Raw genomic sequence first — 24,559 nt, forward strand, 5'->3', positions numbered from 1 at the left:
GCCGACCCCGGACTTCCAGGTGTGTTTGGCGTAGGCGAAGGTGCGGTCGTACTCGACCAGGGCGGGGAGCTGGGCGGGAATGCGGGGCGGGTGATGAGTTCGGTGCGTCCTTGCCCCGCGGTGGCGTGGAAGAGGCCGCGGAGTTCTTCCGACAGGACGGGGTAGCCGTCCGCGTACTGGCCCTTGGTCGGGATGGTGCGGGTCCACAGGTCACGGCCGGTCTGAGACGGTGAGCCCATCAGGACGGCGTCGGGCCAGTGGCGGCGCAGGGCTTTCCACAGCAGGACGAACGCGTCACGGATGACGGCGGGCTCGGTGCCTTCGGTATCGAACCACTCCCCCGCCGACCGGATCTCGACGTGCTGCTCGCCGTGTTCGCGCTGGTAGCGGCCGACGGGGTTGCGGGGGTGGACGAAGTGGCCGGCCATCCGGTCCCGGCCGCGGCCGGTGTCCGTGCGCCAGCCGGGTGTCGGGGCGTTCAGCCAGGCTCCGACGGTGTCCTTGAGGAAGGGGTGCTGGTCGGCCTGCCGGTGCCAGGGGGCTCCTGCGGTGATGTAGATCCGCTCGACGCCGCCGGGCAGGACGTGGAAGACGGTGTTCAGGATTTCCGCGGCGCTGGCGGTCGGCAGGTCGATGCGGAACGTCTGGTCGCGGTGGACCAGCACACCGGTATGCGTGTCGAGGAAGACAGTGCTGCGGGCCTGCTGGGTGAAGTTCGGGTGGGTGGAGGCGAGGTTCGCGGTGTGGGCGAACCAACGGTCCCCATCAGGGCCTTCGGGGATGCCGGGCAGGGCGCGCTGTGCTCCCTGGGCCGCGAGAGGAGCGGCGGCGACCGGCGCCGGCACAGAGGCGGCTGCGGGCAGTTCGGGTTCCGCTACCGGTTCAGGGGCGGGGCGGGTCATGGCCGGGGCGACCGTGCCCGCCCGGGACGGGACCTGCTCCTGTGCAGGTTCGGGACCGCTGGGCGGTGCTGTCTCTCTGGCAGGCTCAGGGGGTGCGACGGCTGCGCCGGTCGGGGCTGCTGGTGCGGGGGTGGTGAGCTGGTCGGGGGCGAGGATGGGAGCGATCGCCACGATGTCGGCGAGGCTGAGTCCGGCTGCGGGCGCGATGCGCTCCGCCTTCGCCTTCTCGTATCCGGCCAGCGCGGTGATCTGCCGGGCGCGGTCCGTCTCGAGTTTGGCGAGGGTGGCCTGGGTCTTCTTGATGTCGTCGCGCAGGGCCCGCAGCTCGGCCAGCTGTGCGTTGTAGGTCTTTGGGTCCATCACGATCCCTTGGGCCTGCAGGTCAGTTGGCGGTACTGCTACGGGTTGAGACGTACGCGATCGCGCCGCTCGACTGCGAGGGCAAGCGGGTTCCTAGGAGGAGATCCGCGACGTCCCGGTCGGTCTGGCGTGGTGCGGTCAGATGCTTTATCGGGGTGGCCAGGTCGCTGACATATCCAGTGAGGACTGCATCGGGGAATGCGTGCCGCCCGCCTTCGCCTTTCTCCCACCTGTCCAGGCCGGTCAGGACCGCCACCACGTAGCCCGACACCGTCACCGGCAATACTCCCCCGGCCGCCACGCTCGCGGCATCACAGCGCCACCAGCCTCTCAAGCCCTTGAGGAGGTCGTCGGGGCCAAGGTCTGGCGCGTAGCCTGCCCGTTTCCGCTGGGTGTCATGGACTTGTTGTGCCGCGTCGACACGCAGCACCCCGAGCAGATCGGCGTCCAGGCGGTCCACGGGCGCAGGGGCGCGTTTGTGCAGGGCCTGGACGACCCAAAGCGGCGTCATCACGCGAACACCGCGCCGGGAAAGACCGGGCAGTACGCCTGCTCTGATGAGACGCCGGTATGTGGTAATCGCACAGCCGAGTTCTTCTGCGGCCTGTCCGGTGGTCAGCAGCATGGCCTGCCTCCTCGGATCCGGGCGTTGCCGCGCTTGGACGCTATCGGCAGACCCACTATCCATGCAAGTCTGATCAGATATCTGATTTTAGTTGGTGTAGCCCTTGGACGGGACCGCAAGTTCCTTGGCCCGGCTGGTCGTACAGTCCGTCGCTGAGCGGCTGGAAGTGCCCGCCCGGCCCGGACGCTGGACAGGGCCGGCCGACCGTGGCTTCCGGGACGGCACCCCATCACCTCCGGACGCCGGGGTGGCGGTCAGGAGCAGGCGGCCCCGGCGCGCTGAGGCTGCGAGTACGCGCCTGCTGCGTTTCGCCAATGCGCCATGGCTGGACCGTCGGCATCACCGACCATCAAGTGTGCAGGTGGGAGGGCTTCACTGGGGTGCCGGGTGCCGGACCACCTGTGGGGTGAGGGCAGGGGTGGCAGGGAGCCGGGACGCAGGTCGCCCGAAGTGAAGCCGCCTGGAGCATGGAGAGCCGGGACGGCAGGGTTGGGAACCCTGTGGTGGCTTGATCGAAGCTTTGCCGGACTGTGCCTCGTAAGGATCCACCAGTTTTTGTCCGTGCCCTCTGCTGCACCAATTCCTTATAGGACGGGCCGCATTCCGCGGCCCGCCGGCGGGAGGGGAACAGCATGTCGAAGGTGCCGGACGGGTTCCATCGCGTACGCGGGCACATCCGCCGCAACCCGAAGCCGCGAAGCGGATGAGCGGCTGGATGATCGCGGGTCTGCGGCAGACGAGCACACGGCGGCGCCGTGAGGCAGAGCGGGTGGCAGCGCTTCGGATCACCCTCGTCGAGTTCGACGCGATGGACGACCGGCACTGCGAGCATGCCCTGCGGGACCTGCTGGTCCGCGACGGTTGTACGGCCCGCAGGGTCGGAGGTGCCGGGGACCAGGCCGCCGATGTCATAGGGGACCACCTGCGGCTCGGCCGGATCGTGGTACAGGCCAAACACACCCGCGTCGGCGGGAAGGTGGGCTCCTCGGTCATGTACGCGGTCAAGGGCACCGCCGGTCCGGTACGCAAAGCATCGGCCGGGCCGCCGCTCTGGCCTTCGCCGCGCAGGGCGACCGGGTCCTCGCGGCCGACCGCGACGCGGAGGGCGTCGAGGAGACCGTAGGGAGGGTCACGGCCGCCGGGGGCATCGCCCTGGCGGCCGTCGGGGACCTGGCCGAGCAGCGGGTGGTGGACTGCGTGGTGGCCCGTGCGGTGGCGGAGTTCGGCGGGGTCGATGTCCTGGTCAACAACGCGGGAATCATGGACCGCATGTCGGCGGCGCACGAGACCGACGACGCCGAGTGGGAGCGGGTGTTGCGCGCCGACCTGACGGCTCCCTTCCTCCTCACCCGCGCTGTACTCCCCCCCATGCTGACCGCCGGCGCCGGCTGCCTGGTCTTCACCGGCTCCGAGGCCGGCCTGCGCGGCGGCGCCGCCGGGGCCGCGTACACCGCCGCCAGGCACGGGATCACCGGGCCGGTGAGGAACCTGGCGGTGATGTACCGCGGGCAGGGCATCCGGGCCAATGTGATCGCGCCCGGACCCACCGCGACGGGCATCGGTGTCGACAGCCGCCCCGAAGCGCACGGCCCCGCCGTCCTCAGGAGCCTCATCGGCGCGAGCATCGGCCGCATCGGCTCGGCGGACGAACAGGCCGCCGCCATCGTCTGGCTGGCGTCCGATGCGGCTTCCTTCGTCAACGGCGCCGTCCTGCCCGTGGACGACGGCTGGTCAGCCGTCTGACACGGCCGGGCCGAGGTACACGCGGCGCGTCACGGACGGGCCGCGTCGGAGACCGGGACCTCGGTGCGGGCGGTCAGGGCAGGAGCTCCACGTACCCGTCGGTTGCGTGGACACGGATCCGCTGCCCGTCCCGGATCAGCCGGGTCGCCCGCTCCACGCCCACGACGGCCGGCAGGCCGTACTCCCGGGCGATCACCGCGCCGTGGGTCATCAGACCGCCGACCTCCGTCACCAGGCCCGCGATCCCGACGAACAGCGGCGACCAGCTGGGGTCCGTGAAGGTCGTGACCAGGATGTCGCCCGCTTCGAGGTCGGCCTGCGCCATGTCGAGGATGACGCGGGCTCTTCCCTCGACGGTCCCCGCGGACACCGGCAGTCCGGTCAGCGCGCCGGCCGGCACGTCGTCGCGCCGGTACGCGCCGGTGACGGCCTCACCGTCCGACGTGAGGACCCGGGGCGGGGTGAGCGCGTGGTACGAACGGAACGCCTCCTTGCGCCGCTGGATGAGCCGCGCGTCCGCCCGGTGGGACCGCACGGCCTCGTGGAGTTCCCGGAACGTCAGGTAGAAGGCGTCCTCCTTCTGGTTGAGCACCTTGTCCCGCACGAGTCGCCCGGCCTCCGCCAGCAGGGCCCGTTTGTAGACGAAGTAGCGGCTGACGATGCCGTACTTCGGGTACTCCCGGTATCCGATGAAGGTCCTGACCCGGTCGATCATCCGCTGGGTCTCGTCGGCCTTCCGGTCCCCGTCCGGCAGGGCCCGCAGCCGTGACAGCACGTCCTGTTCCTTGTGCCGGGCCTTGCGCCGGCCCTGTTCGAAGCGCTGCTCGGCGGCGCCCGGCCCGAAGTTCCGCACGTGGTCGAGGATCACGGGAACGAGCGTGGTGGGGCGCTCGCGCCATCGCGGCCGGGTGATGTCGATCTCGCCGCCGCAGCGCATGCCGTACCGGTCGAGGTACGCCTCGATGGCCTCCCGTGCCGCGCCTCCGCCCTCAATCTTCGCCAGTTCGTCCAGGAAGGTGGCGTCCTCAAGGTGCTCGGCGTCCCGCAGGAAGGCCAGCACCTTGGGCAGCGGGCGGATCACGTCCGCGACGTCGAGCAGCGCCAGTCCCATCTCCGACGTGACGTTGCCGGGGGCCGACAGCGTCAGGGTGTCCGCGGCGTTCCTCTCGCCCAGCCACTCCCGCAGCCTGTCGTTGAGCCACCAGGTGGCGTCCGTCCCCGCCATGAGCGCCCGCATGCTCAGCGGATCGGCCAGAACCCGCTTGTGCTCCTCGAAGGCCTCCAGCAGGAAGTCGAACAGCGCCGGACCCTCCTTCGTCCGGATGTCACGTTCCAGGGCGGCGATGGACGTCCGGCTGCGCTCGATCAGCTCGGTGACGACGGATGGATCGGTCTCGATCGGAGCGGGCGCACCGGTGGACGGCGCACCGGCGGGGGCCGCCGCGTCCGGGAGCGGGGGGACGAAGCCGTCGCGCTCCAGGACGGTCTCCAGCGCGTCCCTGACCAGCGGATCGCCCTTCCCCATGGCGTCCAGGAGGCCGTCGCGGCTCGTGGGCGACGCCAGGCGCGGGGTGACGTCGACGAACAGCCGCCCGCCGGCCTCGTGCATCGGCACCAGGGCCGTCAGCTGCCACATGGAGTACCCGAGGGGCTTCATGGGGTCGGTCATCATCTGCTGGTGGCCGACGGAGACGTAGACGCGATTGGCCCCGTCGTCCCCGTCGGCGTTCTCCCCGCCGTCGCCCTTGTCGCCGTTCTCGATGGCGGGGAGGGGGAAGAGGGTGGTGATCGGCCTGCTCTGCACGAACCGGAAGCCGTCGTCGACCAAGCACCATTCGATGTCCTGCGGGCGGCCGAAGTGCGCTTCGATACTGCGGCCGAACCCCACCAGGCGGACGGCCTGCTCGTCCGTCAGCGCCGGCCGCTCCCGCTGTCGTGCGTCGACCGGCGCTTTACGCGTACCGCCGGTGGGCAGGGCGTGGATGGCGCGCTCCTTGGCGGCGATGGTCCTGGTGACGACTTCGCCGTCCCGGACCGTGAAGACGTCCGGGTTCACCAGGCCGCAGACCAGGGCCTCGCCGAGGCCGAAGCCGGCGTCCACGGTGGCGGCCTTCCGGTTTCCGGTGACGGGGTCGGCCGTGAACAGGATGCCGGACGCGTGCGGGAAGACCATCCGCTGCACGACCACGGCCATGTGGACCGTACGGTGGTCGATGCCGTTTTGCTGTCGGTAGACGACGGCCCGCTCGGTGAACATCGAGGCCCAGCACCGGCTGATGTGGTGGAGGACCGCGATCGGCCCCAGGACGTTGAGATACGTGTCCTGCTGGCCGGCGAAGGAGGCCGTCGGCAGGTCCTCCGCCGTCGCGCTGGACCGGACGGCGTACGCGGCTTGCCCGCCGAACCGGGCGATCGAGCCGGTGATCGCCGCCGCGATGTCACCCGGGACGGCGATCTCCCCGATCATGCGGCGGATCCGTGCGCTGAGCGTGCGGATCGCCTCCAGGTCCTCCGGGTTCAGCCGCGACAGCTCATCGAGCCGTTCGTCGATCGACGGGACTTGCGCCATGGCCCGCCGGAAGGCGTCCGTCGTCACGCAGAAGCCGTCCGGCACGCGGATGCCTTCGATCCGCGACAACCCGCCCAGGTGTGCGCCCTTGCCGCCGACGGCCGCGACACGCGTCTCGTCGACCTCGCCGAGGTCCAGCACGTACGGGTCCGTCATCGCGACACCTTTCGGAGCGGTCGTATTCCGTTGCACTGCGGCGGCCGGCCGGATCACCCGGGCCTCGCCCTCTGTCGAACCCCGTGCCGGGCACGTACTCATTCCTGGTTGTCTTCCCTCCGACGAATGGACCGGCGGATCCTCCCGGCCGGCCGGCGCACGTCGTGTCACCGTTCCCGCCGGTGGTGGCATCGACCCGAGGATTCTGCGCCGTCACCGGGGTCTTGCCGCAAGCCCCCCGGTGAGCTATACGTTGAGAGTGGCAAGGAGAGGTCTCTCTCCTTGCCTTCGCTGTTGGGCTCCCCGAGCGCCGGGCCATTCCTCCGCGTTCACGGTGTCCTCGCCATCTTCGAACACGCAGATCGGAAGCTCCGGCGTGGCGCTCGACCGGGATGGTCATGCCGATCCCGGCGGGCCTCTGCGGTCATGGTCACCCGCCGTGTCATCGGTCGAGGCCGAACCGCTCGCGGCGACACGGCCGGAAGGACACTGCAGAACCCGCAGTCACCTCCCGGTGCGGTACGTCTCGCGGCCCACGGCCCGCGACGGCGTCCGCGAGGAGCACAGCCAGGTCTCCGTTGTAGGTAATGTGCGGAAATGACAGAAGCGAGCGACTCGCGGACCAGTTGGACTGGTACTGGAGCAGGAACCTGCGGCCACGGCTGGAAGGCCTTACCGACGAGGAGTACTTCTGGGAGCCGGTGCGCGGTTGCTGGAGCATCCGCCCCCGCGGCACGTCGGCCGCACCGATGCCGGAAGGTCCGGGGGAATGGACGACGGACCTCGCGTCCCCTGCCCCGGTGCCTGCGCCGGTGACCACGATCGCCTGGCGGCTGGCGCACATCATCGTCTCCTGCCTGGGCTGTCGGGCCGGGTGGTACTTCGGCGGCCAGGACCTCGAGTCCCGGGCAGTCGTCTACGCGGGGACCGCTGACAAGGCGCTGAAACAACTCGATGAGATGTACGGGAGATGGGACGCGGGGGTCCGCGGACTCTCGGACGCTGACCTGGACAATCCGCCTACGGCGGGCCCCGAGCGGTTTCCCATGGAGAACAGGGTCCTGCACGTCAACAGGGAGCTGATCCATCACGGCGCCGAGGTTTCCCTGCTGCGCGACCTCTACCGTTGGCAGGACGGAGCCGTACCGCGCCGAAATATGACCGGCCATCCGGAAACGTGAGAGCTCGAGGTTCGAGAGGACCAGGACATCGCGCGCACAAGGCCGGTCGCGCGGGCGGCCGTGCAGCCGGTGACGATCACCGGGTGGCCGCTGTCTTCGGTGAGACTGAGGAAGCCGAGGCCGGCCAGGGCGGAGAAGCCGGCCGCGCGCAGGTGGGTGAGGACGTGATCGCGGCGGGCGGCGGGCGGCGGGCGGCGGTGATGTCGTGAGTGCGGCCGGGACGGGCCGCGGAGATCCCGGTCGGGCGGGCCCTTCTCGTCGGTGAGGGCGAGAGAATACAGGCCGTGACGGCGGTGTTTGCCGTAGTAGTTGGGCCGGTTCGCGGCACCGGTGCGACGGGCGGTGGGGATCAGGGTGCCGTCGATGAGGACGATCTCGCCACCCTTCGCGATCTCCTTGCATGCGGTCCGAACGAGGTGCGCGGGCGGCGAGCACGGGTACCAGCTCGTCGCGCCAGCGGCGCACGGTGGTGCCGCCGACGGTGGTGTGGCCGACGGTGGTGTGGCCGACGGTGGCGCCGCCGACGGTGGTGTGGCCAGACATGTCCGCGGTGCGCTGGTCGTGGCGGAGCACGGCAAGCACGATGATCACGATCCGGCCGGGCGGCAGGGCTCGCCGGCGCGATCCGATCCCCTTCAGGTGACGGCTCAGCAGATCGGTGCTGTACTCGTCGGTTCTTCGGGACACCGGCAGGCGACGCCGGTAGACAGGGAAGCCGGTGGTCCCGGCGGGCTCGTTGACCCTCTTCACACACACGCCGAGCCAACGGCAGCCGGGGGCACGCCGGTTACGGGCGCGGTTCTCGTACCTACGGTGCGATCTGGAAGCGTGCGCCAGGCAGTTCACGCAGCCGGCCCCCGCCCGGCGAGCTTGCTCAACCTGCCGCACAGCGGCTCCAGCCGGCTCTTCGCCTCGGCCTCGACGCCAAGCCCGACGCCCCGACGCCCTTGACCCGGATGAGGCCACCGGAGAGAGTTCCGCTCGGTCTTCGTGAGCCGCTGGCAGTCCGGCGGCAGGACCTCCTCGCCCGCGCCCGCCTCCCGGTGCGGGACCAGCAGCACACCGCGCCCGCCCACCGTCGCTGCCTGCGCCGACGGTCTCCCGGCCTCCAGTCGGGCGTGCATCCGTTCCCGCACGCTATCGCCACCACGAGTTCCTCGCGCTCGGCACGGACCGCGTCGAGCCGCTCGGCCAGGGGCTTCCGCTCCTCGTCGAGGCTCCGCCCCGCGCCGCAACACGTTCGGCCACCCCGTTGATCTCCGCCATCCCGCGAGCCCACGAACCCGTACGACCCCGCTGGAGACGAACAGGCACGGGCTCACCACCGGGCAGCACCCTGCACGGGATCTGCCCTGCCCGGCGGAACCGGGCCAGCAGGCGTGGCAAAACGGTGTGCGCGCAGCGGCGGGGGCGACGAGGTGCGAGTGCGGCGGGCGCGGTGGAGAGGGCCCCGGAAGGAACCCATCGGCGGGCCGGCGGACGGCCGGCAGGGAAAGCCGGCAGGGCGTCCCGGGGCCCCGGGTGAACGGCGGATCGCCCGCATACCCGCCGACGACGGGGCGGCAGCACGGAAACGGGCCCGCCCGGAGGGGAGGCGGCCGCGCAGGGAACACTTCGGCGAACTCCCTCGTTCGACCTCCGGCCCCTACCGTGAACCGTGAACCCGAGGAACCGCCTTGCCCGATACTTCCACTGCCGACACCGTGCACCCGCTCCCGTCGCCCTCCGCCCAGGCGGAGCGCCTGATCCAGCTCGGGGTGCACGAGATCGCGGAGATTCCCGCCGAGGACATCCGCGCGTTCGCCCGGACGGCCGGGCAGGGCCGTGACGTCCTGCTCGCCGTCCATCCGGAGCGCGCCCCCGCCTCCGCCCTCGCGCCACTGCTCCTGCGCGACGGCAAGCCCGGCTTCGTCGTCGTCGACATGCCCGACGTCGACCTGTTCGCCCCCGACACGGTCGAACTTCCCCACGCGCCTCTCTATTTCGTCGCCGGACCCGACCGCGGCGACCACATGGCCAACTGGAGCCCCGAAGAGGCGTTGCCCGCCCTCACCGAGGAGGGCCGCACCCCCCTGGTACTCACCGAGGGCATCCACTGGGTCCTGCAGCAGCCGGCAGTACTTGAGCGGAACCTCTGCTTCATGACCATCGGGTCCCGGCTGCGCAAGGCGAACGGCGTCCTGGACGCACGTACCCCGGCACTCTGGATCAGCAACGGCACCGGACGGGACGGCAAGGAGCGGCGTAACGCCCCCAAGGTCGGCTGGTGCTGGTGGGGCAACCGCCATACGTGGCTGGGATTCGCCTCCGCCACGGGCCGCGAGGGCCAGTAGCGCCCGCTCGCCCTGCTGTTGACCCATCTGCGATGCGTCGCGGTCGGTCAGGGACGGCCTGCTTCCCTGCTCGGATATCGGGCCGCAGGCAGGCCCCCTGAGCCACCCGGCGTCACGGCACGCCCTCACCGTGACGCCCCGGCTGCACCCCGCGGACGGGCTACGTCATCAACTCGATGTGCGGATGCTCGGGCTCCGCCGGGCAGACGAACAGGTGCTGTCGGTAGCCACTGCCTATCTGGACCCCGGTCGCGTTGTAGCCGCGGTGGCCGGGGTACGGTCCAGCACCTGGGTGGGGGTGCGGAGACCAGCTGTTCCCGGCGTCGTCCCCTTCCTCGAACGTGGCGACGGTCATCAGGACCTCCATGCCGGTGCCGCACTCGGAGCAGGGCTGCGAGCTGGGGTCGGTGGAGTTCCAAGCGGGCCAGCCGCCGACTTTCCAGCCGGGTGCGTTGGACAGCACACAGTCGTAGTACGTTTCCGGGTCCATGTCCTCCTCTGCTGCCTGCGGCACACTCCATTGCCTGAGCTGCTCCCGCAGTTCTCCGCTCAGCTCCAGATGGTCGGGGTACTCGGTGATCTGCTCCGGTTCGAGGACGCACGGTTGCGGTAGATAGCCGTCGAACTGCACTGCGGGCGGCTCGGGGGGCGTGTCGAGGACGTCGGCGACGGCGGCTGCCGCACGCCACAAGAGCAGGGTCCTGGGCATGACCGGATGATCGAAGGGGCACCACAGAACCTGCAGCAGGTCCTTGCCCTCCGGCGGGCTCAGATCGGGGACATCCCGTGCGTACAGCTGCGCCACGGGCAGCATCGCTATGGGGCCGTCGTACGCCTGGACCGCCGGCCTCACCGGATACGTCAGAGGGGGCCGGATCCGCTCGAGAGTCTCCCGTTCCTCCAAAGTCAGCTCCCGGCCGTGCGAGGCCGCGAGGATCCGCCGTTCCAGCCGCAGATCCGCCGGGGGCCGGGCCCGGTTGACGCCATCCACCACATGCGGTTCCTCGCAGTGCGGCCACGGCTCCTCAGCAGGCCACAGCAGCGGCCCGCCGACCGAGCTGTCGTGCCGCGTCGGCCCCCCGGGGCGGGGGTGCAGACGGGTCGCCGTGCGCGCCAGCGGCACCAGTTGAGGAAAGACCGCGGCAACGTCGACCGGACGCGGCGGAGTGACAGGAGTGACATTCATGGCCGCAATCTTGCCCATCACCTCTGACAACAGCCCTCGTAACCGCCCCACGAAGAGTCCCGGCACAAACGCCACCCCGGGGGAACGCCACCGCCGATCCGTTACCGGCAGGCCCCTCCCGATCCCCCCCGGCAAGCCGTGGACCGACCCCGTGAAGTTGAGCATCTCACCGAAGGAAAACACGCAGACAGCCCTGGTGCCCCCGGCGAAACGGCAAGCCGGGCTGTTCCCGAGAAGCGGGGACACCGGGGACACCGGGGACGCAGACACGACGCCGGGCACCGGCCTGCCCGTGGGCTGCGTAACGACGATGACCCGTCCATCGTCCAGGCGAGCGGCGAACGCCTCGTACGGACCGTCCGGCACCGCCTGCCGGTAGGGCACCACACCCGGCAGCCGGACATCCGTTCGCCCGGGACGACGACGAGACCACGGACACCGATCAGACCTGGGTCCCCCGCACACCACCCCACCCCGGGCCTGCCCCACCGGGCAGGCCACCGCAAGAACGAGCGGACAACGACTACACGGCTCCCGACGCCTGACCGCGGCGCGTGACAGACGGCACACAAACACATCCCCTCCGCGTCAACGAACCCCCGGCACCCCCGCGGCCCCGGCACCCCGGCACCCCGCGGCCCCGGTTCCCTCAGGCCGCGCTCCTACGACAGGAAACAACCACCAAAAAGGGCCACATCCGCTCGATTCGGCCGACCGCGCCACCGGCACGCCGGAGCCCCGGCAGCGGTCGAGGCGTTCAGGCCCACAGCACGCGCGGGACCAGCGCGGCGGCGGCCGGCAGGACGAGCACCACGGGCGGCGCGATCCCGCAGTCTCGTACCAGGTCATGACACCGGGCAGATCCGCGTGCTCACCCATCGTTCCGGGCCTCCCCGGGGCCGTCGTCTTCGTGCTCCCCCGCCTCCGGCCAGTCCGCGTCGCGGTCCCGTGGGCCGCATGCGGAGTCCGTGCGGTCACGTCCGTGGGCCCGCGCGAACGGGGATCGCGGGCTCGTTCCCGGCCCGCCGAAAAGATTTCGAGAGGTTTTCGGGTGACGATGTCGAGAACCCGTATCCGGCTCCGTCCCTGGAGTGAAAGCGGCCACAATAGGCCGCACAGCACCGAGGAGTAACACCATGGCCAAGTATCTTCTGCTCAAGCACTACCGCGGAGCCCCGGCCTCGGTCAACGACGTACCGATGGACCGGTGGACGCCCGAGGAGATCTCGGCGCACGTGCAGTACATGCAGGATTTCGCGGACCGGCTGGAGAAGACCGGGGAGTTCGTCGACGGCTCGGCGCTCGCCCCCGAGGGCGCGTGGGTCCGGTACGACGGCGAGGGCCGCCCGCCGGTGACCGACGGGCCGTTCGCCGAGACCAAGGACCTCATCGCCGGCTGGATGATCATCGACGTCGACGGCTACGACCGCGCCGTCGAACTGGCCGGGGAGCTGTCCGCCGCTCCGGGGGCGGGCGGGAAGCCCATCCACGAGTGGCTGGAGGTCCGCCCGTTCCTGTCCGCGCCGCCCACCGTCACGGAGTGACGCCACGATGAACGAGGCCCTCCTGCGGAGCCTCACACCGAGCGTCCTCGGAGTCCTCGTCCGTCGCGGAGCAGATTTCGCGGCGGCCGAGGACGCCGTGCAGGACGCGCTGGTCGAGGCGGTGCGCGTATGGCCGGACGAGCGACCGCGCGACCCGAAGGGCTGGCTGGTCACCGTGGCCTGGCGGCGGTTCCTCGACGCCACCCGGGCGGAGGCCGCCCGGCGCCGGCGGGAGGACCTCGTCGACGAGGAGCCCGCGCCCGGCCCCGTGCCGGCGGTGGACGACACGCTCCAGCTCTACTTCCTGTGCGCCCACCCGTCGCTGACGGCGTCGTCCGCCGTCGCGCTCACCCTGCGCGCCGTCGGCGGGCTCACGACCCGCCAGATCGCTCGGGCCTATCTGGTGCCCGAGGCGACGATGGCACAGCGCATCAGCCGGGCGAAGCGCACCGTCTCCGGCGTGCCGTTCGATCAGCCCGGCGACGTCGCCACCGTGCTGCGCATCCTCTATCTCGTCTTCAACGAGGGCTACTCCGGCGATGTCGACCTCGCCGCCGAGGCGATCCGGCTCACCCGGCAGCTCGCGGCAGCGATCGACCACCCGGAGGTGGCGGGGCTGCTCGCCCTCATGCTGCTCCACCATGCCCGCCGCGCCACCCGGACCGCGCCCGACGGGAGCCTGGTGCCGCTCGCCGAGCAGGACCGGGGCCGCTGGGACACCGGAGCCATCGCCGAGGGCGTCGAGATCCTGCAAGAGGCCCTCGCCCGCGACCGGCTGGGCGAGTTCCAGGCCCAGGCCGCCATCGCGGCGCTCCACGCCGACGCGCCGACCGCCGGGGAGACCGACTGGGTGCAGATCGTCGAGTGGTACGACGAACTGGCCGCCCTGACGGACAGCCCGGTCGTCCGGCTCAACCGTGCGGTGGCCGTCGGCGAAGCCGACGGACCGCGCGCCGGGCTGGCCGAACTCGCCGCGTTGAGCGACACGTTGCCCCGTCACACGGCGGTGGCGGCGTATCTCCACGAACGCGACGGCGATCTGCCGAAGGCGGCCCGGCTGTACGCGGAGGCCGCTCACCGGGCCCCCACGCTCGCCGAGCGCGACCACCTCACGCGCCAGGCCGCCCGGCTGAACGCCGGTCTTCGGCGCTGACGGATCGACCGCGCCCACCACGTCCGGAGGTGCGCGGCCGGTCCGTCGTACGCCTCAGGCGCGGCAACGCGACGCGGCTCCGGCGGACAGTCTCGCGCGCGCCCGGCGCACCGCCGTACTGGCGGAAACCACAAGACCGCGGTCTCCTCCCCGTGTCACGACGGGTCGCTGACCTCCCGCGACTGCGGCGGCAGCAGCGACCGCGGCGGCAGCGGCAGCAGCGGCGGCAGCGGCAGCGGCAGCGGCAGCGGCAGCGGCAGCGGCAGCGGCAGCGGCAGCGGCGAACCGTACGGTCGAGCGAGTAGATCACTCGATCGTGACTTCCGCCCCTTCGGCACCCGGTGCGTCGCGATGCTGTGGGGCGGGCGCGCGACCCGCGCCGTCGGCAGTTGTGGGGTGGGGAGAGGCATGACGCGAGAAACGGGACGTGACGGGGACCTGGACGAGCGGGTGGTCCTGCTCGTGGCGGGGGCGGCCGATCTGGCGGTGAGCGCGGTGGGTTCGGCCCTGGGAGCGGTGCGCGGGCTGCTGCGCCGCTCGGACGCCGCGGAACTGGCGGCGGACGCCGAGCACGAGCTGATGGCGCGCGGGCGCCTGGTGCTGGGCCGGTACGCCGCCCCGCCGCCGGCCCATCTGGAGCTGCTCGCCCGGCAAGCCGTCGCCCGGCGGGCCGCCGATGACGCCTGACCGCTGGGACGCGGCCGCGTTCAAGCTCCGGGTCGACGAGGTGCTGCACCCGTTCGTCGCCCGGGAGGCCGAGCTGTTCGCGGCGATCGACCCGGCACTGGTCCCGGTGGCCGAGCAGATGGAGGCGGTCGTCGCGGACGGCAAACGGCTGCGGGCGGCGTTCTGCTATTGGGGCTGGCGGGCGGCGGGGCAGCCGGACAGCGACGCTCTGGTGCGGGCCGCGGCCTCCCTGGAGCTGATCCACGCCGCCGCTGTCGTGCACGACGATCTCATCGACGACAGCGCTCTGCGGCACGGCCGCCCCACCGCGCACATCGCTCTGCGCGGCGCCGTGCGCCGTCGCCCGCGCTCCGTCGCCGCCGCCCGATCGCTGGCGATGCTGGTGGGCGATCTGCTGATGGGGATGGCCGGGCAGCTGTTCACCACCAGCGGTCTGCCCGCCGCTTATCTGGGCCGGGCCCGCCCGTTGTGGACCGTGCTGGGCCGGGAGCTGATCGCGGGCGAGTGCCTGGAGATCCTGCGCACCGGGGCGGAGCCGGACACCGCGGCCTCGCTCAAGGTGATCCGGTACAAGACCGCCAAGTACACCGTCGAGCAGCCCCTGTTGATCGGCGGTGCGCTGGCCGGGGCCAGCGGTCGGCTGCGCGAGGGCTACTCCGCCTACGGGCTGCCGCTGGGCGAGGCCTTCCAGCTGAGGGACGATCTGCTCGGGCTGTTCGGAGACCCGGGACGGACCGGCAAGGCCAACGCCGACGACGTGTGCGGCCACCGGCCCACGGCCCTGCTGGCGGAGACCTGGCGGGTCGCCGGTGACGACGACCGTGGCCGGCTCCGGGCTCTTCTGGGCCGGCGCGACCTGGACGAGGACGGGCTCAACGCGGTGCGCGACGTCATGCGCAGGCTGAAGACCCCCGGCCTCGTCGAAGACATGATCACGGCGCGCGTCGAGGAAGCCCTCGACGCCCTCCATGAGCTGGACATGCCGTCACACGCGGCCGACGTCCTGACGGCGCTGGCGAAATCGGCGACCGTCCGACTGTCCTGACTCCTCTCCCGCCCGCCGCACACACGCACACACGCACACACGCACACACGCACACACACGCACCGCACCGCACCGCACCGCACCGAGAGCAAGGAAGTCCGTCTTGACCTACACCGAGGCTTCGATGAACGCCCTGCGGCAGGGCGGTGACGAACTGGCCGACGCCACCGTCGCCGCGCTCTTCGAACGCGGAGAGGTGGGCACGTTCAACACACTGATGCGTTACGTCTCCACCGCCGGCGCTCCCCTGCCGGACGGGTTGCCCGATGTAGCCCGGGACTACCTTCAGGCCACGAGCGCCCCGCCGGCCTGGGTCGACTGGGAGGAGATGGAGAAGGCCCGGCTGTTCTTCATCGACAACAACGTGCATATTTCCACCGCACTGTCGTTCGCCTCCATGCCGGCCTGCTATGTGGTCCCGCACGTGGCGAAGCTCCTCTCCGCCACCCACGGGCTGAAGTACCCCTCCAAACGGATGGCGGAGACGGGCCAGTTCACCGTCTATCTGATGCGGCCCGACGCCTTCGAGGCCGGGGGCCGCTTCCTCCCCGCCGCCCAGAAGGTCCGCCTTCTGCACGCGTCGATCCGCCATCACCTCCTGCGCGAGAAGCGGTGGGACACCGACGCGCTCGGGACGCCGATCTGCCAGGAGGACATGATCGGCGGGCAGATGTTCTTCTCGCTGCTCGTGCTCGACAGCCTCCACCGCCTCGGCATCCACATGTCGGAGGAGGGCGCGGCGGCCTACTACTACGCCTGGCGCGTGGTCGGCGCGATGCTGGGCGTCAGCCAGGAGGCCGTCCCCCGGACCCTGGACGAGGCACGCCGGTTCCTCGACCTCTACATGGTCCGGCACATGGGGCCTTCCGAGGAAGGCGCGCTGCTGACCCGGCAGCTCATCGACCTCTACGAGGAGGTCGTACCCGGGACCCTCTTCGACCCGATCGTCTCCGCGCTCATCCGGCACCTGGTCGGCTCCACCTGCGCCGACTGGCTCCAGGTGCCGCGCACCTCGTGGGACACCGTCGTCAAGGCCGTACCCCACCTCCTCGGCGTCCTGGAGACCGTCGAGGACCGGTCCCCCCTCGGCGCCTGGGCCCTGGACCGTCTCGGTCACCTCACCACCGTCCTTGAGCTGTCCTCCCTCACCCGTGGACGCGTGATGCACTACGCCATCCCCGAACAGCTCAAGGAGGAGTACGGCGTCTCCCCCGGGCCGTCCCGCGCCCGCCGCTGGAGTCCGCCCGCCGTCACCGTCCCCGGCCACACCCCATCGTGACAATTAGGTAAGCCTCACCTAATATGCGATGTGTCGTCTTCGGGTCCCCACACGCCGAGAAGCCGGTGTCCCCCCTTCTTCGTTCGCCTCCCGGGAACGGCTCCGTCCAGACGTGCGCCGTGCCCCTCCCCCGAAGGAGACATGCAGCGCATGTCCATGCCCCGCCGCGGCCGCCTGGCCGCTCTCGCCGCCCTGACCGTCGTATCCGTGGGCGCCGGCGTCCTCGGCGTTCCCGCCTCCGCCGCCACTCCGGGCATCCACGCAGCCGAGCGGGCCGAGGCCGGCGGTACCACGTCCGCGGCCTCCCCGATCCTGGTGTCCGGCCGGTCCTCCTGGGGCTTCAAGGACTCCTGGGTCCGCTACGTCACCGGCTCGGGCGGCTCGGTGAACGTGGCCGGCGGCGCGACCACGGACGCGACCGGACGGGTCGGCTATCCCGTCAAGCACGGATCGGTGGACCTTGCCAAGCGTTCCGCCGATGTGCGCTTCGGCGGCTCGGTCACCTACGCGGTCCCGAGTCACGGGATAACCGCCATCACGCTCGCCAACCCTCGTGTCGTCCTCAAGGACGGCAAGGGCACGCTCCACATGGACGTGACGACCGACGTCGCCGCCGGCAAGGCCCCGGTGACCACGCCCGGCGTGCCGCTCGCCGCGCTCACCGCCTCCGCCGACGCGCTCGACGGTGCCGTCCTGGACTGGACGGGCATCACGGCCACGCTCACCGACGAGGGCGCGGCGATCTTCGCGTACCAGGGCCGGCCCATGTACGCGGTCGGCACGGCGCTGGACCCCGTCGCCATCAGCGGCGGCGTCAGCGTCCCCACGCTGACGGTCAGCCAGGTCAGCGAGCTGGGCGTCGAGAACGAGGTCACCGTCAGCGGCAAGGGCTACCAGCCCGGGCGCGGCGTGTATCTGGCCCAGTCCATCGCCCTGCCCGGCACCACCTACCCCAGCGTCTTCGGCAACGCGGCGTACGTCCGTCAGGTCGGCGCGGACGGCACCTTCAGCGTCACGCTGAAGCTCACCGAGACCTTCGCCCCCTCCGGGGCCCCCGTCGTCGACTGCCGCGCCACCGCCTGTTTCGTGACGAGCTTCAACTCGCACGACGGCAGCGACTCCACCTGGATGCCCTCCCGGGCCCAGGACGTCGCCCAGCCGCTCAAGTTCGGCGTCGAGGCCCCTGCCGCCACCGTGACCCGGCATCCCGCGTCGCGCATTGTCCGCTCCGGCGCGACCGGCACGTTCACCGCCGCCGCGACCGGCGCGGACTCGGTCCGCTGGGAGCGCAGCACCGACCGTGGCGCGACCTGGAGCACCGTCGCCGGAGCCGCCACGACGACCCTGTCGGTCAAGGCGTCGGCCGCGCTCAACGGCCACCGCTACCGTGCCGTCTTCGTCAACGCGTCTGGTGGGACGGCCACTTCGGCCGCCGCTCTCACGGTGTCCGCGGTGCCCGCCCGGATCGTCTCCTTCAACGCCTCTCCCGAGCCGGTCGGCAAGGGCGGCAAGCTGAAGGTGGTCGCCACGCTCCAGACCGCCGGCGCCACGGACAACGTCTGGCGGCCGCTGGCCAAGGCGCCCGTCGTGATCGAGTTCCGGGCGAAGGGCGGCAAGACCTGGAGCCGGGCCGCCACGGTCGGCACCACCGGCAAGGGCGTCGCCTCGGCATCGGTCACCGCAGCCAAGGACGGTACCTGGCGCGCCCGTTACGCGGGGACCGCCGACCGCGCCGCGGCCGTCAGCACCTCCGACAACGTGGACGTCAAGCTGCGGACCGCCGTCTCCGGCTTCAACGCCTCCCCCGAGCCGGTCCGCAAGGGGCGCACCATCACCGTCAAGGGAACCCTGCGCAGCCTGGACGGGACCTGGAAGAACGCCTCCGGCCAGTTGGTGATCATCCTGTTCAAGGCCGACGGCTCCGGCAAGTGGAGCAAGTCGGCGACCGTACGCACGAACGGCAAGGGCGTTTTCTCGAAGGGGTTCACCGCCAAGAAGGACGGCACCTGGAAGGCGCAGTTCAAGGCCACGGCGTCCCGTCTGGGAACGATCGGCTCCGGCGACCGGGTCGACGTGCGCTGACCCGGTTCCTGCCCGTGCCGGCCTCCGCGCCGCTGCCCCTCTCCCGTCGTCCGGGGAGAGGGGCAGCGGCAGTGACGGGAGTCTTGCCGGTGGTGGAGCGGGTCAGGGGGCGGTGCCCCAGGCGAGCGTGGAGCCGGTGAAGACGCCGATCCTCGGGGCGTCGGCGAAGGCGGTGTTGGTGGAGCGGCTGTAGTCGTCGCTCTCCTGGAACGCCGACCAGTCGCTCTTGTTGACCCGCAGTTGGATCTCCCCGGTCGTGGCGCCCGCCGCGAGGCTGCCGGCGCCGAAGCCGACCTCCAGGTAGTGACCGGCGCCGGTGGCCGGTGTGCTCACCGGTCGGACGCCGTGCGTCACGCTGCCGCAGCCCAGCACCGCGTAGTCGCAGGCGGTGGCGAAGGTGCTCGCGCCGCCTTCGGAGGTGAACCAGTAGCGGGCGGTGACCGTGGACAGGTCGATCGCGGCCGAACCGGTGTTGACCAGGCGGAGGGACATCCGGATCTGGTTGTCGGTCGGAGAGCCGTCGGTGTTGCGGTATTCGGCTTTGAGCGCGCCCGTTCCGGTGCCGCCGCCCGCCTCGGTGGTGACCTGTGCGGCCGGGGTCCCGGCCGAGAGGTTGCCTGCGGCGTCCTTGGCCCTGACCGAGTAGCTGTAGGCGGTCGAAGCGCTCACGCCGGTGTCCGTGTAGGCCGTCGTGGCCGTCGTCCCCACCCGGGTGCCGTCGCGGAGGACGTCGTATCCCGTGACGCCGGTGTCGTCCGTGGACGCCGTCCAGGCGAGAGTGACGCTGCTGCTGGACTTGGCCGTCACCCTCAGGTTCGTGGGCACGGTCGGCGCCTGTGTGTCGTCCTCGCCTCCGCTGCCGCCGTCCAGCGGCGGGTGGGCGTTGCGGAGCAGTTCCTGGAACTGTCCGGAGAACCAGTGCCCGGCCACCGGGGAGTCGGGCAGCGCGCCCGTGAGGTTGAAGCCGTTGCGGCCGTTGCCGGTGTACGTCGGGTCGCACATCCGGTCGAAGCCCTTGCCCTCGTCGTTGTCCCTGGGCTCGCTGCTGCCGTCGGACTCACCCGGGGGCTTGGCCCAGACGTAGGCGTCGATCCCCGGCTCGGGGGCGGTCGTGGGGCGCTCGCCGATGCCCGCGCCGCTCTGGTTGCACCAGTTGCCCGCGTGGATGCGGCGGTCGGTCCGGCCACCGTCGACATAGGCGTCAGCACTGGTCAGCGGTCCGGGTCCGGCGGGCCGGGAGGAGCCGCCCCAGCCGTTGCGGGCGGTGTCGATGAGCATGCCGATATCGGAGGCGAAGCCCTGCCGGACCAGTTCCGTACGCAGGGCCTTGGCGAACGAGAGCTCGTCCACGTAGTAGTTCCAGTCCACCCAGCGCGACTGGCGCACCGTGGTCCCGTTCACGGAGTCGGTCACCGCGAAGTGCGGCTCCTGGAGCGCCGAGTAGTTGGCCGTGTTCACGATGAAGCCGTGCACGTCGGAGACGGTGGCGCCCTCCGTCGTCGCGGCCTTCTTGAACTGCTGTGCCGCGGGGACGAAGTTGGAGTCCCAGCCGAGCCAGCCATGGTGGGCGGCGTCGACGTAGTTGTAGACGTTGGGCAGCGCGCCCAGGGTATGCAGGGCGTATCCGATGCCCTTCTCGTAGTTGCCGTTGGCCTTCATCGTGGCGCACTCGGGGGTGGAGCCGGCGGTCCCTCCGGCGTTGGTGACCAGGTTGGGCAGCGAGTCCGGTTCGATGAGCGTGACGATGCGCAGGCTCGCGTAGGCGGGGTCGCCGAGGATGCCGGCGATGGGGTCGATGTAGTCGTCCTTGTAGCGGCTCAGCTCGGTGGGGCCGAGTTCACCGTTGGAGGCGAGGGCGGCGCAGTCCCGGCCGGGGAGGTTGTAGATGACGACCTGGAAGAGGTCGGCTCCCTGGCTCACGGCCCTGTCGAGGTGCGCGCGCAGGCCTCGCGCGCCGGGTGTGCCGCCGATCGCGGCGATGCGGTCCATCCAGACGAAGGACGGCTCGTCCGCGATGACGTCGCCGCCGGGCTCGGCGGCGGCCTTGGCGGACCAGTCGGGGTTCACGTACGCGGTGGCGCCCGCATAGGGGTTGTCGACGCGGTCGGCGGCCGACGCCTGTCCGGGTACGGCCACCGCGAGTGCGGCGCCCATGACCAGTGCGGACAGTGCGGCGGCCGCTCTTCTGCGGAGTGCTTGCGGTGCGTGCGGGGTGGTGCCTCTGCTTCTCATTGCGGCTCCGTGCTCCTCTCGTACGTCCGTCGGGGGTGGCGACAGACGGGTTCAGGGGTCCGTGACGCTCAGGAGGTAGGGGATTCGAGTGCGGAAGCGTGCGTGTGGGAGCGCTCCCAAACTGGCGTGGCATTCAATGACTGTCAAGCGATGCAGCGCAATTCCGTTGCACGAAGGCGTAGTTGGAGGAAATTGGAGCGCTCCCATCAGCGACCGAACAGGCAGGTACGTGTAGATCCCCGGCCGTGTTCGCGTCGACGATTGGCCGACTACCGACTTGCGGAGTGCGCGAGCGCCGCCGCGGGAGAAGACGCCGCAACGCTGGTCTAGGCCAGACCACGTCCGTCCCCCTATCCTCGTCTGTAGCCGGTGACACACCCACTCCCCCACCCAGGTTGCCTGCCGGCTCGTGCCCCCCACTCAACTCCGCTCGAGCAGCCGGGTGATCTCCCCCCTTCGCCGCCTCCAGGAGGCCACGGTGAAATTTCGCACCAGAAGCTCGGCGATCATCGGCACGCTCTGCCTCGTCACGTCACTGGCGTTGGCCACGGCGTCGGCCGACGAGCCCGCCTCCCCGGTTCAGCCGGTGAACGCGTCCCTGACCGAAGTGGCCAGGGCCCAGAGCCCGTCCGCCGGGGCGGCCGGACCCGATGACACCCTGTGGATCGCCGAACGCGCGGGCACCGTAAGGGTGCTGGACGATCAAGGCCTCGGCGCACCCGTGCTCGACATCTCCGACGAGACCACCACGGACGGCGAACGCGGCCTGCTGGGCGTCGCGTTCGACAAGACGTTCGCGCACTTCTACATCTCGTTCACCAACCTCGAAGGCACCAGCACGGTGGACGAGTTCGCCGTGGAGGACGGCCGGCTCCAGCCGGAGAGCCGGCGCACCGTCCTCACCCAGACGCAGCCGTACGCGAACCACAACGGCGGGGACATCAAGTTCGGCCCCGACGGCTATCTGTACATCGCCTTCGGTGACGGCGGCGCGGGCGGCGACCCGCACGGCAACGGTCAGAAGCTCGACACGCTGCTCGGCAAGCTGCTGCGGATCGACCCGAGCGGAGGCGAACCGTACGCGATCCCGGCGGACAACCCGTTCGTGGACGACGCGAACGCGAAGGACGAGATCTGGTCCTACGGGCTGCGCAATCCGTGGCGGTTCTCCTTCGACGCGGGCACGGGCGACCTGCTGATCGGCGATGTCGGCCAGAGCGACTGGGAGGAGATCGACTGGGCCCCGGCGGACAGCGAGGGCGGCGAGAACTACGGCTGGTCCTCCATGGAGGGCACCCACCCCTTCCGGGGCGGCACGGAGCCGGCGAACCACGTCCCGCCGGTCCACGAGTACGACCGTACGGGCCTCGGCTGCTCGGTGACCGGAGGCTTCGTCTACCGCGGCGACGCGCTCCCGGACCTTCGGGGGAGCTATGTGTTCAGCGACTACTGCGACGGCACGCTGCGTACGCTCCAGCTGGAGAACGGCGAGGTGACCGGCGTGGGCGACCTCGGAGTCAGCGGCGGCGAGGTCATCTCGTTCGTCGAGGGCGGTGACGGCGAGCTGTACGTCCTCGGCAGCGCCGGCGCCGTCTCACGCGTCGACCCCGCGTGAGTCGCTGAGACGCACGGGCTGTCAGCTGCGCGGACCGGTGCCCGGGGCCCGCCGGTCGTCATGCCCGGCGGGCCCCCGCCCCATGGGCCGGCCGTACGTCAGGGGCTGGGGCCCGGCCGTACGGCAGGCACTCCGACGCGCCGCCCCGCACGCGTCACGGGAGGCTCGGCCCGGGCGGGGCCGGGCGATTCGTCCTCTCCGCGCCTTCTCCGCGCTGATGGCCACGGCGGGCGTCCCGGTCGAAGATGCCCAGCAGCTCGCACGGCCCTCCCTCGGCGCCGATCGCGTGCGGGAGCATCGTGGGGAACTCCGCCGCCTGGTTCGTCTCGATCCGCAGGCGCCGGTTGCCCAGGAGCAGGATCGCGGTGCCGGAGAGGACGACGAGCCACTCGCGGCCCGGATGCGCGCGCAGCCGGGAGGGGTTGTCGGGCGGCGGCTCGGTCAGGCGCTGACGGATGACGGTCATGCCGGGTTCCGCCTTGATGGGCCACCGCAGCTGACCGTGGGCCCCGTCGGCCGTCGGGTTGGAGACGATGTCGTCGGAGGCCGTCTCGACCAGCTGGTCGAGGGAGGTGTCCAGGGCGCGGGCGAGCGTGACCAGCTGGTCCAGGGCCAGCCGGCGCCGGCCGTTCTCGATGCGGCTGAGCGTGGACTGGCTGACCTTCGCGCGGGCGGCGAGCTCTTCCAGGGACCAGCCCTGGGCCACGCGCAGGGCGCGGATGCGTTTGCGTACCAGGCTGTCCAGCTCACCATCTTCTTGCGTCATAGGCATGAGCCTATGACGCAAGGAAGCAAGGCGAGCCCGGCATCCGTCACTCCTGGGGCCTCGTCCCCTCGCCCGAGGCGCCCACGTCGCGGACGTTCGCCTGTTGCTACGCGGTGAACCGCAACCAGCGGTTGTGCGCACATAGGCTTCAGGGTGTGGACATCGAAGCCGTGCGCACGTTCGTCACCGTCGCGGACACCGGACAGTTCCGGGAGGCCGCCGTGGACCTGCGCATCAGTCAGCAGGCCGTCTCCAAGCGCGTGGCGGGCCTGGAACGCGTGCTCGGGGTGACGTTGTTCGTCCGCGGCGCCCGCGGAGCGCGCCCCACTCCGGACGGGCAGGCCTTCCTGCCGCACGCCCGCGAGGTGCTGCGGGCCGTGGAGCGAGCCGTCGCCTCGGTACGCCCCGGGGACGGGGTGCTGCGTGTGGACGTGCTCCATCGGCGCATCGCCCCGGCGCTGGCCGTACGCGGCTTCTACCAGGCCCACCCCGGCACGGACCTCGACGTGGTGACGCTCGCGGACGCGAACGTGGCCGGGGCTGCCGAGGCGGTACGGGCCGGCGAGATCGACGCGACCTTCCGCGCCGTGCCCAGGGGCGCGCTGCCCGACGGGGTCAGCGCCGAACGCGTCCTGGACGATCCGTTACAGCTCCTCGTCGGACCGCGCCACCCGCTGGCCTCCGCCCGGTCGTTGGCCCCGGCGGACCTGGCCGGGCACCGGATCTGGATCCCGGGCATCAAGCGGGGCACCGAGTGGGCCGCCTACTACGACCGGCTCGCGGAGGACTTCGGGCTGCGTATCGACGCCGTCGGGCCCGACTTCGGGACCGAGGCGCTGATGGACTCGATCGCCGACTCCGACGCGCTGGCCACCCTCGTCGGCTCCCGGGACCGATACCTGTGGCCTGCCTCGCACGATCTGCGGCGGATCCCGGTCGTGGGTCCGACTCCGGTCTATCCGCACGTGTTCCTGTACCGGACGGGCAATCCGCACCCGGTTCTGGCGGCGCTGCGCAGGTACCTCGCGCACGTACGGCCGACGCCGCCTGCCGACGCGTGGACCCCGGGCTGGGTCCGCTGACGCCGTGCGGCGAACCGCC

Annotated in this window: 18 protein-coding genes and 2 pseudogenes; 13 read left to right on the top strand and 7 right to left on the bottom strand. The window is 71.3% G+C overall.

Features of this window, described 5'->3' with window-relative positions:
- Positions 1-1,262 (bottom strand): annotated as a pseudogene (locus D581_RS1000000138510) (hypothetical protein); the annotation flags it as partial.
- 22 nt (positions 1,263-1,284) lie between these two features.
- Complete coding sequence (locus D581_RS0106120) at positions 1,285-1,887, bottom strand: helix-turn-helix domain-containing protein (RefSeq protein WP_026290259.1); 603 nt, start codon at positions 1,885-1,887, stop codon at positions 1,285-1,287.
- 727 nt (positions 1,888-2,614) lie between these two features.
- Here D581_RS0106120 and D581_RS01000000136905 point away from each other — a divergent pair.
- A pseudogene (locus D581_RS01000000136905) lies at positions 2,615-2,920 on the top strand (restriction endonuclease); the annotation flags it as partial.
- Entirely contained in the window at positions 2,920-3,630 is a 711-nt protein-coding gene (locus D581_RS0106130; protein ID WP_063738195.1) for an SDR family oxidoreductase, read from the top strand. The pseudogene D581_RS01000000136905 and the gene D581_RS0106130, both read left to right, overlap by 1 nt.
- 73 nt (positions 3,631-3,703) lie before the next feature.
- Here the strand turns inward: D581_RS0106130 and rph are convergent, their stop codons facing one another.
- Positions 3,704-6,355, bottom strand: coding sequence for a rifamycin-inactivating phosphotransferase (gene rph / locus D581_RS0106135; protein WP_018956345.1), 2,652 nt, complete (start codon positions 6,353-6,355; stop codon positions 3,704-3,706).
- A 587-nt stretch (positions 6,356-6,942) separates the two neighbouring features.
- Here rph and D581_RS0106140 point away from each other — a divergent pair.
- The 3 genes from D581_RS0106140 (at position 6,943) to D581_RS0106155 (ending at position 9,869) form a co-directional block, all read left to right on the top strand.
- On the top strand, positions 6,943-7,536 hold the full coding sequence (locus D581_RS0106140) for a DinB family protein (protein WP_018956346.1): 594 nt from the start codon (positions 6,943-6,945) through the stop codon (positions 7,534-7,536).
- 83 nt (positions 7,537-7,619) lie between these two features.
- Positions 7,620-7,745, top strand: a complete 126-nt coding sequence (locus tag D581_RS1000000141955) for a hypothetical protein (protein ID WP_018956347.1) — start codon at positions 7,620-7,622, stop codon at positions 7,743-7,745.
- A gap of 1,467 nt (positions 7,746-9,212) precedes the next feature.
- Positions 9,213-9,869: a DUF5701 family protein gene (locus tag D581_RS0106155; protein ID WP_026290260.1), complete on the top strand. Its 657-nt coding sequence runs from the start codon at positions 9,213-9,215 to the stop codon at positions 9,867-9,869.
- Between the two features lie 160 nt (positions 9,870-10,029).
- On the opposite strand, the gene D581_RS0106160 is transcribed toward D581_RS0106155, so the two are convergent.
- Complete coding sequence (locus D581_RS0106160) at positions 10,030-11,055, bottom strand: hypothetical protein (protein WP_026290261.1); 1,026 nt, start codon at positions 11,053-11,055, stop codon at positions 10,030-10,032.
- A 1,136-nt stretch (positions 11,056-12,191) separates the two neighbouring features.
- Here D581_RS0106160 and D581_RS0106165 point away from each other — a divergent pair.
- On the top strand, positions 12,192-12,599 hold the full coding sequence (locus D581_RS0106165; RefSeq protein ID WP_018956351.1) for a YciI family protein: 408 nt from the start codon (positions 12,192-12,194) through the stop codon (positions 12,597-12,599).
- 7 nt (positions 12,600-12,606) lie between these two features.
- Positions 12,607-13,752 (top strand): DUF6596 domain-containing protein, encoded by a 1,146-nt coding sequence (locus D581_RS0106170; protein WP_018956352.1) that lies wholly within the window; start codon positions 12,607-12,609, stop codon positions 13,750-13,752.
- Between the two features lie 155 nt (positions 13,753-13,907).
- Here D581_RS0106170 and D581_RS1000000141230 read toward each other — a convergent pair whose 3' ends face one another.
- Entirely contained in the window at positions 13,908-14,162 is a 255-nt protein-coding gene (locus tag D581_RS1000000141230) for a hypothetical protein (protein WP_158688580.1), read from the bottom strand.
- Here D581_RS1000000141230 and D581_RS0106180 point away from each other — a divergent pair.
- The 4 genes from D581_RS0106180 to D581_RS0106195 all read left to right on the top strand — a co-directional run bounded on the left by D581_RS0106180 (position 14,161) and on the right by D581_RS0106195 (position 18,845).
- Positions 14,161-14,439: a hypothetical protein gene (locus D581_RS0106180; RefSeq protein ID WP_018956354.1), complete on the top strand. Its 279-nt coding sequence runs from the start codon at positions 14,161-14,163 to the stop codon at positions 14,437-14,439. The genes D581_RS1000000141230 and D581_RS0106180 overlap by 2 nt on opposite strands.
- Positions 14,429-15,484: a polyprenyl synthetase family protein gene (locus D581_RS0106185; protein WP_018956355.1), complete on the top strand. Its 1,056-nt coding sequence runs from the start codon at positions 14,429-14,431 to the stop codon at positions 15,482-15,484. The genes D581_RS0106180 and D581_RS0106185 overlap by 11 nt, the downstream gene beginning before the upstream one ends.
- A gap of 103 nt (positions 15,485-15,587) precedes the next feature.
- Positions 15,588-16,763 carry an oxygenase MpaB family protein gene (locus tag D581_RS0106190; protein WP_018956356.1) on the top strand — a complete coding sequence of 392 codons (1,176 nt, stop codon included), beginning with the start codon at positions 15,588-15,590 and terminating at the stop codon, positions 16,761-16,763.
- Between the two features lie 150 nt (positions 16,764-16,913).
- Positions 16,914-18,845, top strand: coding sequence for an HtaA domain-containing protein (locus D581_RS0106195; protein WP_026290262.1), 1,932 nt, complete (start codon positions 16,914-16,916; stop codon positions 18,843-18,845).
- A gap of 102 nt (positions 18,846-18,947) precedes the next feature.
- On the opposite strand, the gene D581_RS0106200 is transcribed toward D581_RS0106195, so the two are convergent.
- Positions 18,948-21,077 (bottom strand): glycoside hydrolase family 6 protein, encoded by a 2,130-nt coding sequence (locus D581_RS0106200; RefSeq protein WP_032752571.1) that lies wholly within the window; start codon positions 21,075-21,077, stop codon positions 18,948-18,950.
- Positions 21,078-21,555: 478 nt separating this feature from the next.
- On the opposite strand from D581_RS0106200, the gene D581_RS0106205 reads away from it, so the two are divergent.
- Positions 21,556-22,692 (top strand): PQQ-dependent sugar dehydrogenase, encoded by a 1,137-nt coding sequence (locus tag D581_RS0106205; RefSeq protein ID WP_018956358.1) that lies wholly within the window; start codon positions 21,556-21,558, stop codon positions 22,690-22,692.
- Positions 22,693-22,846: 154 nt separating this feature from the next.
- Here D581_RS0106205 and D581_RS0106210 read toward each other — a convergent pair whose 3' ends face one another.
- Positions 22,847-23,458, bottom strand: a complete 612-nt coding sequence (locus D581_RS0106210; protein WP_032752572.1) for a helix-turn-helix domain-containing protein — start codon at positions 23,456-23,458, stop codon at positions 22,847-22,849.
- A gap of 155 nt (positions 23,459-23,613) precedes the next feature.
- On the opposite strand from D581_RS0106210, the gene D581_RS0106215 reads away from it, so the two are divergent.
- Positions 23,614-24,540, top strand: a complete 927-nt coding sequence (locus D581_RS0106215) for a LysR family transcriptional regulator (RefSeq protein WP_018956360.1) — start codon at positions 23,614-23,616, stop codon at positions 24,538-24,540.
- Positions 24,541-24,559 lie beyond the last annotated feature (19 nt).

The organism is Streptomyces sp. CNB091, assembly GCF_000377965.1.

Excerpts from the sequence above, each read along its gene's own strand:
- D581_RS0106210 (WP_032752572.1), bottom strand. The coding sequence starts at position 23,458 with ATGACGCAAGAAGATGGTGAGCTGGACAGCCTGGTACGCAAACGCATC.
- D581_RS0106200 (WP_032752571.1), bottom strand. The coding sequence starts at position 21,077 with ATGAGAAGCAGAGGCACCACCCCGCACGCACCGCAAGCACTCCGCAGA.
- D581_RS1000000141230 (WP_158688580.1), bottom strand. The coding sequence starts at position 14,162 with ATGCCTCTCCCCACCCCACAACTGCCGACGGCGCGGGTCGCGCGCCCG.
- D581_RS0106185 (WP_018956355.1), top strand. The coding sequence starts at position 14,429 with ATGACGCCTGACCGCTGGGACGCGGCCGCGTTCAAGCTCCGGGTCGAC.
- D581_RS0106170 (WP_018956352.1), top strand. The coding sequence starts at position 12,607 with ATGAACGAGGCCCTCCTGCGGAGCCTCACACCGAGCGTCCTCGGAGTC.
- rph (WP_018956345.1), bottom strand. The coding sequence starts at position 6,355 with ATGACGGACCCGTACGTGCTGGACCTCGGCGAGGTCGACGAGACGCGT.
- D581_RS0106140 (WP_018956346.1), top strand. The coding sequence starts at position 6,943 with ATGTGCGGAAATGACAGAAGCGAGCGACTCGCGGACCAGTTGGACTGG.
- D581_RS0106165 (WP_018956351.1), top strand. The coding sequence starts at position 12,192 with ATGGCCAAGTATCTTCTGCTCAAGCACTACCGCGGAGCCCCGGCCTCG.
- D581_RS0106120 (WP_026290259.1), bottom strand. The coding sequence starts at position 1,887 with ATGCTGCTGACCACCGGACAGGCCGCAGAAGAACTCGGCTGTGCGATT.
- D581_RS0106195 (WP_026290262.1), top strand. The coding sequence starts at position 16,914 with ATGTCCATGCCCCGCCGCGGCCGCCTGGCCGCTCTCGCCGCCCTGACC.
- D581_RS0106180 (WP_018956354.1), top strand. The coding sequence starts at position 14,161 with ATGACGCGAGAAACGGGACGTGACGGGGACCTGGACGAGCGGGTGGTC.
- D581_RS0106160 (WP_026290261.1), bottom strand. The coding sequence starts at position 11,055 with ATGAATGTCACTCCTGTCACTCCGCCGCGTCCGGTCGACGTTGCCGCG.